This window comes from Jeotgalibaca sp. PTS2502 (genome assembly GCF_001975685.1).
GTDB classification, from domain to species: Bacteria; Bacillota; Bacilli; order Lactobacillales; family Aerococcaceae; genus Jeotgalibaca; species Jeotgalibaca arthritidis.
Genome location: NZ_CP019433.1, coordinates 272395 through 285854 on the forward strand (window position 1 = coordinate 272395; position 13460 = coordinate 285854).

Annotated in this window: 15 protein-coding genes and 1 pseudogene; 13 read left to right on the forward strand and 3 right to left on the reverse strand. The window is 36.3% G+C overall.

Annotated features, from left to right (window positions below):
- Positions 1-297: 297 nt before the first annotated feature.
- Positions 298-926: pseudogene (locus tag BW721_RS12020) on the reverse strand (IS3 family transposase); the annotation flags it as partial.
- Positions 927-1192: 266 nt separating this feature from the next.
- Between BW721_RS12020 and BW721_RS11895 the strand changes: the two are divergent.
- The 4 genes from BW721_RS11895 to BW721_RS12310 all read left to right on the forward strand — a co-directional run bounded on the left by BW721_RS11895 (position 1193) and on the right by BW721_RS12310 (position 3037).
- Positions 1193-1438, forward strand: a complete 246-nt coding sequence (locus tag BW721_RS11895) for a hypothetical protein (RefSeq protein ID WP_198031379.1) — start codon at positions 1193-1195, stop codon at positions 1436-1438.
- A gap of 200 nt (positions 1439-1638) precedes the next feature.
- Entirely contained in the window at positions 1639-2172 is a 534-nt protein-coding gene (locus BW721_RS01355) for a helix-turn-helix domain-containing protein (RefSeq protein WP_076765426.1), read from the forward strand.
- 142 nt (positions 2173-2314) lie between these two features.
- Complete coding sequence (locus BW721_RS01360; RefSeq protein ID WP_232222954.1) at positions 2315-2944, forward strand: IS3 family transposase; 630 nt, start codon at positions 2315-2317, stop codon at positions 2942-2944.
- Positions 2945-2974: 30 nt separating this feature from the next.
- Positions 2975-3037 (forward strand): hypothetical protein, encoded by a 63-nt coding sequence (locus tag BW721_RS12310; RefSeq protein ID WP_442905238.1) that lies wholly within the window; start codon positions 2975-2977, stop codon positions 3035-3037.
- A 230-nt stretch (positions 3038-3267) separates the two neighbouring features.
- Here the strand turns inward: BW721_RS12310 and BW721_RS01365 are convergent, their stop codons facing one another.
- Positions 3268-3651: a MerR family transcriptional regulator gene (locus BW721_RS01365; RefSeq protein WP_076765428.1), complete on the reverse strand. Its 384-nt coding sequence runs from the start codon at positions 3649-3651 to the stop codon at positions 3268-3270.
- A 76-nt stretch (positions 3652-3727) separates the two neighbouring features.
- Between BW721_RS01365 and BW721_RS01370 the strand changes: the two genes are divergently transcribed.
- The 3 genes from BW721_RS01370 to BW721_RS01380 all read left to right on the forward strand — a co-directional run bounded on the left by BW721_RS01370 (position 3728) and on the right by BW721_RS01380 (position 5464).
- Entirely contained in the window at positions 3728-4027 is a 300-nt protein-coding gene (locus BW721_RS01370) for a hypothetical protein (protein ID WP_076765430.1), read from the forward strand.
- A 280-nt stretch (positions 4028-4307) separates the two neighbouring features.
- A complete protein-coding gene (locus BW721_RS01375) occupies positions 4308-4796 on the forward strand; it encodes a GNAT family N-acetyltransferase (RefSeq protein ID WP_076765432.1) in 489 nt (162 codons plus the stop codon).
- An 80-nt stretch (positions 4797-4876) separates the two neighbouring features.
- Positions 4877-5464 (forward strand): 3'-5' exonuclease, encoded by a 588-nt coding sequence (locus BW721_RS01380; RefSeq protein WP_076765434.1) that lies wholly within the window; start codon positions 4877-4879, stop codon positions 5462-5464.
- 110 nt (positions 5465-5574) lie between these two features.
- Here the strand turns inward: BW721_RS01380 and pdxR are convergent, their stop codons facing one another.
- On the reverse strand, positions 5575-6963 hold the full coding sequence (pdxR, locus tag BW721_RS01385) for a MocR-like pyridoxine biosynthesis transcription factor PdxR (RefSeq protein ID WP_076765437.1): 1389 nt from the start codon (positions 6961-6963) through the stop codon (positions 5575-5577).
- Positions 6964-7098: 135 nt separating this feature from the next.
- On the opposite strand from pdxR, the gene pdxS reads away from it, so the two are divergent.
- The 6 genes from pdxS to BW721_RS01415 all read left to right on the forward strand — a co-directional run bounded on the left by pdxS (position 7099) and on the right by BW721_RS01415 (position 13322).
- A complete protein-coding gene (pdxS, locus tag BW721_RS01390) occupies positions 7099-7956 on the forward strand; it encodes a pyridoxal 5'-phosphate synthase lyase subunit PdxS (RefSeq protein ID WP_076765439.1) in 858 nt (285 codons plus the stop codon).
- Between the two features lie 690 nt (positions 7957-8646).
- Positions 8647-10428 carry a pyruvate oxidase gene (spxB, locus tag BW721_RS01395; protein WP_076765441.1) on the forward strand — a complete coding sequence of 594 codons (1782 nt, stop codon included), beginning with the start codon at positions 8647-8649 and terminating at the stop codon, positions 10426-10428.
- Positions 10429-10588: 160 nt separating this feature from the next.
- Positions 10589-11104: an FUSC family protein gene (locus BW721_RS01400; RefSeq protein ID WP_076768612.1), complete on the forward strand. Its 516-nt coding sequence runs from the start codon at positions 10589-10591 to the stop codon at positions 11102-11104.
- Positions 11105-11521: 417 nt separating this feature from the next.
- Positions 11522-11875: a carbohydrate ABC transporter permease gene (locus tag BW721_RS01405; RefSeq protein ID WP_232222955.1), complete on the forward strand. Its 354-nt coding sequence runs from the start codon at positions 11522-11524 to the stop codon at positions 11873-11875.
- Positions 11876-12001: 126 nt separating this feature from the next.
- Positions 12002-12262, forward strand: coding sequence for a DUF2382 domain-containing protein (locus tag BW721_RS01410; RefSeq protein WP_076765442.1), 261 nt, complete (start codon positions 12002-12004; stop codon positions 12260-12262).
- A gap of 112 nt (positions 12263-12374) precedes the next feature.
- A complete protein-coding gene (locus tag BW721_RS01415) occupies positions 12375-13322 on the forward strand; it encodes a YsnF/AvaK domain-containing protein (protein WP_076765444.1) in 948 nt (315 codons plus the stop codon).
- Positions 13323-13460: the final 138 nt, after the last annotated feature.

The following is a 13460-nucleotide window of genomic DNA, read 5'->3' on the forward strand; positions in this document are numbered from 1 at the left end:
AAAATATTATTAAGTTTCGAGTGCTCCGAAGAATAGGGCTTCAATTCTGAGTAGCTCCTGTCTGAATTCACTAGAACTCAGCTCATAGGTTTTTTTAACGACGTAAGCTCTTGTTGACATTGCAGCAGTAATTTCAGACGAGATTAACAACATTAGCACTGGCTATAAATTGAGGATTAATTTGCTCAAGCAGATATTTAACCCTTAATTCAATGGCCATTTCTAAAAAGTCCAATTTTTTTCGGTTGACCAAGAATCAAAGGTGAAACGATTAAAAATTTCTTGCCCTTTTACATTTACACGTACATAGGTTAAATCGCTAACGACAACAGCTAGTTCTGCCTGGTAATCAAAAGCTCTATTAAGAATGTTTTTTACTGGCACTTCATTTACTTTGGACTTGAATGGCTTGAATTGAGCGACTGTGTAACTTGATACGAGGCCTTCTGCTTTAATGATTCGACCGATTCGTCTTCTAGAAACTATTAGCCCTTTCTATTCAAGTTCAATTTTAATTTTTCTCGTCCCATAATTATGACGGCTTTCTTTAAAGACTTTGATAATCTCTTTATTTAAAGAGTCGTTCTCTGGTTCTTTTTTGGATTCATAATAGTAGGTACTTCTAGCGATTCCAAGGACTTCGCACATTGCTGATACCGAGTATTTGTGAACGTTATTACGGATTACATCTACTTTCGTCCCATGATCAGCGCGGCTTGCTTTAAACTATCATTCTCCATCATTAGACGTTGATTTTCTTTGAAAGAGCCAGAAGCTTGGCTTTGTTTCACCCATTTATCAAATGCAGAGGCTGTAAGATCATATTCACGTATAATGTCTGCACGTGGTTTTCCGCTTTCATAAAGTCATACTACTTGGCTTTTAAGTTCTGGCGTAAACGTTCTGCGTACTCTTTTTTCAGTCATGGTAGATTCTCTCCATTTCAGGTTCTTTTATTTCATTCTACTAGACCTTAATTTTACTGTCTAACTTAGTGTAGCCTATTCACATTTCACCTGTAATTGATAAGTTTTTTTCAGCAGATACACTTCTGATTGGAACACCAATCTATCTGGGCAGGCCGACTAGTCAATATTTTGCCTTCTTAGAACGATTGCATTTTTGTGCTCTGTCCTACGATGACTACAGTAACTATTTTAAAGGAAAAGTTAATGTCGGAATGTTTTTGACAATGAATGCTACGAAAGAGTTCTATGAAAAATTGTATAAGGAACAGCTTGAAACATATGCAAATGAACTAAAGGCTTTAAATGGAGAGGTTTACCTATATCCAGTTTATAACACTCTTCAAGTGAAAGACTATTCAAAATTTGATATGAGTGGTTTTAACGAGAATGAAAAGAAAAGCGTTCATGAAATGTGCTTTCCGACAGATTTGAAAGGTGCGTATGAACTGGGAGCTCGATTAAGTCAATGAATTTTATATGATAACTGGAAAAGCCCAGTCTAGTAGTAATTCCAGTTTTTGAGTCAGCAGATCATCCTAGATCCGCCCAAAGTAGTTTAGCCGCATCGGTTTTATTAGACAAGAGAATGCAAAAAAAGCGTACGTAAAAACAGGTAAATGTACTGACCCCAAAAGTTAGAGTTAAAAATTTAACTTTTGGGGTTATTTGTATGTCGAAAAAATATTCAGTTGATTTAAAATTAAAGATAGTCCAAGAGTATCTACAAGGAACAATGGGTGCTCGAGTATTAGCTAAAAAATATGATCTATCAAGTAAGTCTTTGGTGACTAAATGGATCAATCAATACAAGCAGTTTGGCGAAGCGGGCTTACGTCATCAAATAACGAAGCAAGACTATCCTTTAAATTTTAAGCTAGATGTTTTAAGATTTAAGCAAGACACTGGGGCTTCCTATAAAGAGACTGCGAATCTATTCAACATTAAAGAGCAGTCGATTATAGCGAATTGGAAACGAACTTATTTAACTGAAGGTGCCAAAGGTCTGAATAAACCGCAAGGGAGACCGCCTAAGATGCCTAAATATTCAAAAAATGTGAAGGGTTCAAACAAGAAGTCAACGCCTAAAACCGATGAACTTAACTTATTAAAACAAGAAAATGAATACTTACGTCTGGAGCTAGCTTACTTAAAAAAGTTAAGAGCGCTGGGCTTGAAAGACCCACGCGCAAACAACAAGCCATGATTGTCTATGAATTAAATCAGGAAAAGTTTAAGCTTAAAGATATTTTGACCGTAACTGGCTTACCAGAATCAACTTATCATTATCACTATTCAAAAAAAGAAACGAAAATAAAGATGAAGCGCTCGAAAGTCTTATTCAAGAAATTTTCGAGGAAAATGATGGCAACTACGGGTATCGTCGTATTCAAAAGGCGCTTAAAAATAAACGGCATCAAGTTAACCACAAACGAGTTAAACGCTTGATGGACCAGTTAGGAATCAAGTGCACTAAGTTTTCTCATAAAAATCGCCGCTATAATTCTTACAAAGGAACAGTTGGTAAGACCGCTAAAAACAAACTGAATCGCCGATTTACCACACCGATTCCTTTACAAAAACTCGTGACAGATGTGACCGAGTTTAAGTGTTTAGATGACCAAAAACTTTACTTAAGTCCAATATTAGATTTATATAACGGTGAGATTATTTCGTTTAAGATATCCAATCGCCCGACATTAGATATTGTCTTAGATCCTTTAAATGAGGCACTCGCTTTGGTCACGGAACATGCGTTGTATCGAACGACCATCCACAGTGATCAAGGTTGGCATTATCAACATAATTCATGGGTGAATGCCTTAAAACAACACGGTATCTTTCAAAGCATGTCTCGCAAAGGCAATTGGTTAGATAACTCACCGATGGAAAATTTCTTTAGTCTCTTAAAACAAGAAATGTATCACGGTGTCGAAAAAGTAAGTTATGACACACTAAAAGAGCGCATCGAACATTAGATAGATTATTATAATCATCGACGTATCAAAATAAAATTGAGCGGCTTATATCCGGTTGTATACCGAAAACAAGACACTCAATTAGCTGCTTAATATTCAATTAAATAAACTCCAACTTTTGGGGTTCACTACAATTACTTGAGCCCCCTCATCTCCATACTAAACTATTGAAACAATAATTGTTCAATAACAATCTCAAAAGAGTATATTTAAACCTTTCAAAACTCAACTACTATTTACATAGTTGAGTTTTGAAAGGTTTTTATTATGGTCATAATTAAAGCTGTGTTATAAAATTAATAATCTTTTACTAAAATATTAGTTCATCTGTCATTATTTATGCTTTTAATTTTTTCTTGCATAACTTTTAGCCTAGCCAAGCCAGCTTCAATCATCTTAGATTTTTCTTCTAAGTAGTTTACTTTATTATCTAATAGTTGGATGATTTCTTGATAATCATCATGTGTCATTGAGTAGATTTCATCAATTGATTGATATTTTTCATCAATATCAACAAGTAACTTTATTTCAGAAAGCGTAAAGTCTAAACCTTTTAATTGTTTAATTTGTTCTATTCTTTCTAAATCATCATCTGCATATTCTCTGGAATAACTTTCCCTATTAGGTTTCACAAGTCCTAATTTTTCATAAAACCTAATTGTATCTTTTGATAAACCAGATAACTTAGTAATATCTTTTGTTTTCATTTTGATTACCTTTCTCTTGACATAGACCTTACTCCATCTTTTAAGATAAGTATATCAAATAGTAAAGGAGAATTTCATGATTTTATTTAGAATATTTATTTTTTTGTATGGTTTACTTACTGTAATTGCTGTTGGGGAAGAAGTTAAGGTTGAACAATTCAATTGGTCGCATCCAATCTATATTTTGTTAAGTCTTTGCTTAATGATATTTGCGGTAAAAACTGATCCAGAATGGCTATTGTATTTTGGATTGATTGCTCTTATCATTTTTGCAGTATTCAGGGGTGTGACAACAAACTCTTTTCACTGGATACATCTGATTGTCCGATTAATCACTTCAATTACGCTTATATTCGTATGGAATTGGTTGAAATAAGATAACTAATGATTGTTGAATAAATCAATTGTTAGATGTTATCTTACCTAAATTATGAAAAGTTTCTAAAAATTCAGGTAAAACACTAATTTAACAGTGTTTTACCTGATTTCTTGTTATTTTCAGTTTCTTACTATTGCTTGCGTTATATGTAACTATTATAAAATAAATGCTTATTACAGGGAGAGTATTAACCACTTAAAGTATCTTTTTCAATAATTCAAAAGAACGTTTGAGTTCCATTTTTTTGTAATATAATCCAAATAAAAGGAGACATGGATTGAAACATTACACTATAAAACAAGTGAATGCACTTGAATATCAAATTTTACAAAAGTTTCTTTATGAGGCATTATTTCAACCGGATCCCAAGAATCTCTTTCCATTTTCGATTGTCGAGACAGCAGAACTCAATAAATACATTGATAAATTTGGCCAATTGATAGGCGATTATGCCATTGTAAGTTATGATGGAGAAAATCCAATTGGCTTAGTTTGGATGCGACTTGTTGAAGGCTATGGGCATGTGGATAGTAAAACTCCAGAATTGAATATCTCTATCCTATCCCCATATCGTGGTAAGGAGATAGGGCGTACATTATTACAAACTATGTTCCAATTACTAAAAGACAAAGACTACAGACAAGTATTGTTATCTGAGCAAAAGGCTAACCGGGCTTTGGCGTTGTATCTGGCGCTAGGCTTCGATATTTATGCCGAGGATGAAGAAACGTTTACAATGATTTATTCATTGATTAATAATGATTAAGTAGACTACCTCGAGTCCAGTTTGTTTTTTGTTTATAAGAAGTTTAATATGGGTAGATGATTAAGAAAAGAGGTTATTGTATGCATGATTTTGTCGCCTTAGACGTTGAAACGGCCAATCAGAATCGTTATACGATTTGTTCCATCGGGATGGTGCGTTTCAAATATGGGGAAATACTGGACAGTTATTACCAACTGATTAATCCAGATGAAAGTTTCTCATTGGCGAATATTCATGTTCATGGCATTCAAGAGCATGAGGTCATTTTTTCGCCGAGATTTTATGATATAACTAAACAAATTGAAGATTTTATTGGAGGGCGACCGGTTGTTGCTCATAATGCAACGTTTGATACGGGCGCTTTGAAAGATAATTTTAATCGCTATGGTTTAGAAATACCTGCCTTTAAATATGTTTGTTCATATCAACTTGCAAGGGCAGTGCGAAAGAACTTTTATAACTATAAATTAAGTACGATTGCGAATTATTATGGCATACCTTTAACGCATCACGATGCCTTATCAGTTGCTAAAGCGGCAGGGCTTATTGTATCTAAGTTTATACATGAAAATCGGTTTTCAAACTTAGATCAATTAGTTAGATTTGCTGGATATCAAAATTACGGTGTGTTAGATGGCACGGGCTTTAGAAAAGGTCGCATTCGTTAAACATTATAGTGAGTCAGTCAGCAATAAGTGTACTGACCCCCAAAAGTTAGAGTTAAAAAATCTAACTTTTGGGGGTCACAACATTTCGCTGACTAACTGAGCCTTTTTCTTTATTTAAAAATAGTGACTAAAGCTTGAATAGCGTGATCAATTTCATCAAGCTCTAGCCCACCATAACCTAAAATATAACTTTGGTTGAATCGGTTCTTTAATTTAGCGTAGTGGTTGACCGGTTGTAAGCGGATCTTATTTTCAGCTAGCCTAGCTTGAATCACGTCAGTCGGTGGAATCTCACCCTCAAAGTTAATAATTAAGAAAAGTCCAGCCCCTGCTTCCTTAATGGTTAGGGGGAGTTGGGTTTGGTTAAGCGCTGCAAGAACCGCTTTTTCCTTACGACGGTAATTAGTCCGCAGGCTATTAATATATTTAGGAAAATGGGCAGAATTGAGAAAATCAGTCATTAAATATTGCTCAAAGCTGGAAATATCACTGGTTTTTAATTTAGCTTGATGGAATTTATTCATTAATGGATCGGGTAAAACTAAATAAGACATCTTAAAAATTGACCCCATACTTTGACGAAAGGCCCCTAATAAAATGACTCGCTCTTGGTCGTCCAGACTAGTCAAAGCAGGAACAGGACGGCCCTTAAGGCGGAACTCATTATAATAGTCATTTTCAATAATATAACGGTTTTCTGACTGATAGGCCCATTTTAATAAACGCTGACGTCGACGCATCCCCATGATAATGCCAGTGGGAAACTGATGGCTGGGAGTAGTTATTACGATGTTAGCTGAGGTAGTCTCCAAATCTTTAACTGAGAAACCATATTTATCAATCGGAATTCGAATCGTCTTTTGCTGATAGTCCTTAAAGAGATCTAAATTTTTATAATAGCCAGGATCTTCTAAGGCATAAATTGCATCTTCTAATAAGGCAAATAGAGTCTGTAAGCTAGCCGTATGACCACCTGTAATGATGATATTGTCAGCTGAAGTCATCACTCCCCGGTATTTACGTAAATAATTAGCAATAGCCAAGCGTAAAGAGAGAGCACCCAAGTCATCTTTAAAATTACAATTAGCCACGCTTCTGGCTAGCGCTTCGGGTGCATACTGTAATAATTGTTTGGGATTTAAAGTAGATATATCACGGTTGGCAAAGTGGAAATCATAAGTATATTGGCTGGCTTCACTTATTTGAGAATGTTCATGTTTTAGCGGCTTTGTCTCCATTTCCTCAGAGGGCAACATATCAATCTCTAGTAAATCCACATAATAACCAGATCTTTCTCTCGGCACTATATAGCCTTCATCAGTCAGTTGGTCATAAGCGTTAATGACCGTATTAAGACTGACTTTTAAATGATCTGCCAAGGCCCTCCGTGAGGGGAGTTGGTCACCACTTTTTAAATGTCCTTGGGCAATTTGCCGGATGACTTCATCGACTATTTGTAAGTAGAGGTGTTGGTCTTCGTTAAAGTTCACTGTAATCATGCTTTTCCTCCTCTCGTATTATCCATTATACAATAAAAAAACTAGTTGGACCCATAAAAATATCTGTTTTTGCATCTTAAGAAATATCCAAAAGGCTGTTAAAGTAGAGACAATATTTGTAAAGGAGTAATCAAAATGAAACGATCAATTGAAGAAGTACATAAACAATTAGCTGGTGGCGTCATCATGGACGTGGTAAATGTGGAACAAGCTAAAATTGCTGAAGCAGCTGGTGCCGTAGCGGTCATGGCTTTAGAAAGAGTTCCTGCAGACATTCGAGCTGCTGGTGGTATTAGTCGGATGAGTGACCCTAAAATGATAAAAGAAATTCAAGCAGCAGTTTCTATACCAGTCATGGCGAAAGTAAGAATTGGCCACTTTGTCGAAGCTCAAATCTTAGAAAGTTTACAAATTGACTATATTGATGAGTCAGAAGTTTTATCAGTAGCTGATCATGTTTATCATATTGATAAACAACCATTTGAAACACCTTTCGTTTGTGGAGCTAGAGATTTAGGTGAAGCTTTACGCCGTATTCAAGAAGGGGCTAAAATGATTCGTACTAAAGGTGAAGCAGGAACGGGGGATGTCAGTCAAGCGGTTAGTCACTTAAGAAAAATCCATGAACAAATCCGCTATGTGGCTTCGTTACAAGATGATGAGCTCTTTAACCAAGCTAAGGAATTAGGCGTCTCTTATGATTTATTAAAGCGAGTCCATGATACTGGTAAATTACCTGTGTTGAACTTTTCAGCTGGCGGGGTGGCGACACCTGCTGATGCGGCTTTAATGATGCAATTAGGTGCTGAAGGAGTTTTCGTTGGTTCAGGTGTTTTCAAATCAGGTAATCCAGAAAAACGTGCCAAAGCCATAGTTGAAGCAGTAGCCCATTACAAAGATGCTACCAAATTAGCCGAAATATCAACTGATTTAGGCGAAGCGATGGTAGGTATTAATGAAGACGAAATTGAAGTCATCATGTCTAAGCGTTAACCATTAAAAACGAGGGTTTCAAAAGTCAGTAGGCTTGGTCTACTGACTTTTTTATTTTGTTCTAAGCCGTCTGGGAGCTCCTCTTCCGTGTAAAAGACGCAATTAGAGAGTTGATAATAAAGTTCAATGAAATATTAGATCAAGAAGCTTTGAGAGGGAATCAAGATTTTGATACTGTGATGGTAAATCAAATTGTAGGCCATCAGTTGCTTGGGTAAGGTGGCTTTGCTAAGGTATACTTTGTTCATCAAACAAAAAGTGTCATTAAAGTCCTTAATATATGAAGAAAAGATGACTCTGCTTTTACTCGATTTAGACGAGAGTATGAGATGGAATATTGCGATATGACTTTAGAAAAATATAAATCAAAAGAAAAATAACGATTCTTGGTTAGAGTATTTGATTATAAGACGATAATAGACATACCGTCTAGTCTGAAATAAATCTCATAAACATCATATTAGTACAGATTGTAGCGCAGATGAAACAGAGAAAAACCCACACTATTGAAATAAAAATGCTTGCAAATTAACGACATTATTAAAATAATTTTCTATAATTAAACTGACCGTTCATCATTATGTTAGTTTAATTACTTAAAATAAGTACTTTCCCTTGAATTTAAAATTGAACATGATACTATCGTAAATGTATTATTTTTACAAAGATTGATGTGGGGAGATTGTTAGAATGACAGACGGAAAAACTAAAGTTAGTACAGCTATGCTTAAGGTGTTAGCTGGATGGGATGTAGATACAATTTACGGAATTCCTTCAGGAACATTAGCACCATTGATGGAAGCTTTGGGTGAACAAGAAGAAACAGATATTAAATTTCTTCAAGTAAAACATGAAGAAGTTGGCGCAATGGCAGCCGTAATGCAATGGAAATACAAAGGTAAATTAGGTGTGTGTGTTGGATCAGGTGGTCCTGGTGCGACTCACTTAGCAAACGGACTTTATGATGCAGCAATGGATAATACTCCTGTATTAGCTATTTTGGGATCTCGTCCACAAAGAGAATTAAACATGGATGCTTTCCAAGAATTAAACCAAAACCCAATGTTTGCGAACATTGCTGTTTACAATCGTCGCGTAGCATACGCAGAACAATTACCTAAATTAGTTGACGAAGCTATTCGTACTGCTATCTCCAAACGTGGTGTAGCTGTATTAGAAGTTCCTGGAGATTTCGGTTTCCACGAAATTGCTAACGATGCATTCTACTCAACTGGTCACAGCTACCGTGATTATGTTTCTTCAGCAATTAACGAAGCAGACATCGATGCTGCAGTTGAAGTATTAAACAACTCAGACCGTACTGTCATTTATGCAGGTATCGGAACTATGGGACATGGACCTGCTGTTCAAGAGTTATCTCGTAAAATCAAAGCGCCAATCATTACTACTGGTAAAAACTTTGAAACTTTCGAGTGGGACTTTGAAGCTTTAACTGGATCAACTTACCGTGTAGGTTGGAAACCAGCTAACGAAGCTGTTAAAGAAGCAGATACTGTATTATTCGTTGGATCAAACTTCCCGTTTGCTGAAATCGAAGGTACTTTCTCAAACATTAAAAACTTTATCCAAATCGACAACAACCCTACAATGTTAGGTAAACGTCACAATGCTGATGTTGCAATTCTTGGCGATGCTGGTGAAGCAGTTCATTCATTACTTGAAAAAGTAACACCAGTTGAAGAATCAGCTTGGTGGAACGCTAACGTTAAAAACGTACAAAACTGGCGCGATTACATGAACAAGTTAGAGCAAAAAGAAAGTGGCGATCTACAACTTTACCAAGTGTACAACGCTATTAACAAATACGCTGACGAAGATGCAATCTACTCAACTGATGTTGGTAACTCAACTCAAACATCTATTCGTCACTTGCACATGACACCTAAAAATATGTGGAGAACGTCTCCATTATTTGCAACAATGGGTATCGCACTTCCTGGTGGTATTGCTGCTAAGAATGTTTATCCAGATCGTCAAGCATGGAACTTAATGGGTGACGGCGCGTTCAACATGGTCTACCCTGATGTGGTAACTAACGTACGTTATAACATGCCAGTAATCAACGTAGTATTCACAAACACAGAATATGGCTTCATCAAAAACAAATATGAAGACACAAACAAAAATACGTTTGGTACTGAATTTACTGATGTTGACTACGCTATGATTGGTCAAGCACAAGGAGCAGTTGGTTTCACAGTGAGCCGTATCGAAGATATCGATCAAGTAATGGCTGACGCTGTTAAAGCTTACAAAGAAGGTAAAACTGTTGTTATTGATGCTAAGATTACTAAAGATCGTCCAATTCCAGTTGAAACATTGAAATTAGATCCATCATTATACAGCGCAGAAGAAATCAAAGCTTACAAAGAAAAATATGAAGCAGAAGAATTAGTACCATTCAGCGAGTTCTTAAAAGCTGAAGGATTAACGTCTAAAGTTTCTAAATAATTTTCTAAGTTAATGAGTAATAGAGGGCGAATCACTTTGATAAGTGGTTCGCCTTTTTATTTTTTTCACATTATAAAACGTTATCATGACAATTGATACATTTTATTTTAGGCAACTATGATATAATATGAGCAAAAAAGGATAGGACGGATAAATGTTCATGAAACAGCATCAATCAATTCGAACGAAGATTCCCGGCTTGGGGCAACGGAGTTTGAAAACAGCATTAGCTGTTGTCGTTCTGGCACTAGTCTATTATCCATTAGATCGAGAGCCGACTTTCGCTTGTATTGGTATTATTTTTGGAATGGGAAATAATATGGAAGATTCACGATTAAATGGTGGTAATCGATTAATTGGAACGATTATTGGTGGAGTAGTGGGGATGACGACCTATTGGCTCGAACACCTCATTCAACCAGAGGGCAATTATGGACTAAAAGTATGTTTAGTTTTCTTAGGAATCATTATTTTAGTGTGGTCAGCAGTCGCTTTTCGCTGGCCAGGTGCGGTGCAACCAGGTGGTGTTGTTCTTTGCATTATTATGTTCAGTACCCCAGCAAACCACATTTTTTATGCGTTTAATAGGATGCTGGACACAGCGATTGGTGTCATTTTTGCGCTCGCCATCAATCGTGTTATTACGAGGGAACGTATTGATCGTTTGATGAACTGATAATGTGAATGATATAGAAGGGCTGTATCGACATCGATACAGATTTTTTGTAGACTAGGGGATTATAAGTTCAGCCATCAATGTCTAGCTCCCAAGTCCTGACCTAGTGAAAAAAAGATAAATTTGCCCCATTGCGCGCTTCGCTGCTCGTTCAGGGTCAAATTTCCTATTTTTTCATAGGACAAGGCGGACTTGTCCGCTTTTCTAAGTGTAGTTTAGGGATTGAGAGAAAAGTCACGGCATATTATTTTCAGGTTTAATCCGTAAGAAGGAGCAAGAGCGCCTTTTTTAGTTCGTGATGATAGCAATCAAAAATTTTATCTCATTGTATCGGATTTACTCATCGCAAGTGCCACCTGTGGGTATGCATTTGCCAAATATGATCAGAAATGGCTGAGTTTTTTCTTTGTTTGTATTATTGCAACAACGATGTTGCCTACGGAAGTAATTATGAATCCTGTTTTTATTGTAATTCGGAAATTAGGACTTTATGACAGTCTTGCAGGAATTATTATTCCTTCAATTAATACAGCTACAGGCATTTTTATGTTCCGAACATTTTTTGTATCGATACCGGATGATTTAGTTGAATCCGCGCGAATGGACGGTGCTTCTGACGGTCGTATCTTTTTCAATATTATGCTACCCATCGCGAAACCAGTGATTCTGACTCTCAGTATTTTTTTCTTTCAATGGAGATGGAATGACTATATTTGGCCATTAATCGTATTGAATAATCCTAAAAATTATACGGTTCAGATAGAATTTTGAATATGTCTAGCTCTCAAGCCAGATTTTCTGCTTTTCTACTAGCCTAAAGAGAAGCTATCATTTGTAATAGAAACTCCTGACTCGCTATAATAGAAGCAACAAGATGCGGAGGAAGGAGGATCTCAAATGAAGAAAAAAGAAGATAAAAACCAGTCCGAAGAAATCATCATCAAAAAGAAAACGGTGAAAGAGATAAAGAGAATAAAAGTACCCATTAAGAAAGAAGAGTTAATTGTAACAGAGAGAAATCAAGTGAAAAACAAAAAAGGTGAAACAGAATGGGAAGAGAAAACGACGACCATTCCATTGAAGGAAGAAAAAGTGGACGTAGAAGTGACACCTGTTGAAAAAGAATACATTGTGGTGGAAAGAAAAGAAACAGAGTGAGTTATCTTCGCTGTGAAAGGGCTATTGTTTGAATGTGAAATTCGTTACTGTTATACTAAAATTAGTTCTAAAACTTTACTATATTCATAATCAGAAGGAGGAAAATAGTGTTATGAACAGAATTGTAGAAGGAAGTTATGTAAGGGTGGACGATGCACTGAGAGCAGTAGAGCGGTTGAGAGACCAAGGCTACAGCAAAAACAGCATCACTCTCATTGCTAATGAAAGTGTGAGAAATTCCATTCCTTATACGATGGATGCAGAAGTAACGACAGACACGGATATGAGAGACAACGTACACGACGATGATCGATCACTCTGGGAAAAAATTAAAGATGCATTTACGATGGATGATGACTATGATGTCAATCGTTATGATGACCCTGAATACAATACAGATGATGACCCATTGTTCGAATATAGAAGTGATATCGAACAAGGAAACATTCTTGTTTTAATTGATGAGGATGCATCAAGGAATACAACTGTAGACACGACCTTAACTGATGATACAAGAGCTACGGATCCCTTATTAACAGAAGATATGGATGTAGATGTGAATGCTGCAGATCCACTGTTAACGGAAGATGTGGATATGGACCCAACAGTGCCTGCACCTCCTTTAGATGATGACTATCTTACAGACGAAAATGAAGAAACGATTCGTTTGAGAGAAGAACGTCTTGATGTAGATACTCAAGAAGTTCAAACAGGAGAAGTTCGCCTTGGTAAGCGTGTTACCGAAGAAACGGAAACGATTGATGTTCCAGTAACTCACGAAGAAGTAATCGTGGAAAGACATCCAGTAAGGGATTCTTATTCAACAGATGAGACCATTACGGATATTGATGGAACAGAAGAAATAGTAATCCCCGTTACGGAAGAACAAGTGAACGTCCAAAAACATACGGATGTTGTAGAAGAAATAGATGTTCGTAAAGAAAAAGTTACGGAACAAAAGAAAGTTTCTGATACCGTTCGTAAAGAAGAATTGGATATCGACTCTTCAGGAGATGTTCGTATAGAAGATGAAGACGAGGACTTAAACCGTCCTTTGTAAACATAGAGAAAAATAAATGAAGCATCAGAAGCTTTGGTTTCTGATGCTTTTTCATAGACTAGGGGATAATAAGTTCAGCCATCAATGTCTAGCTCCCAAGTCCTGACCTAGTGAAAAAAAGATAAATTTGCCCCATTG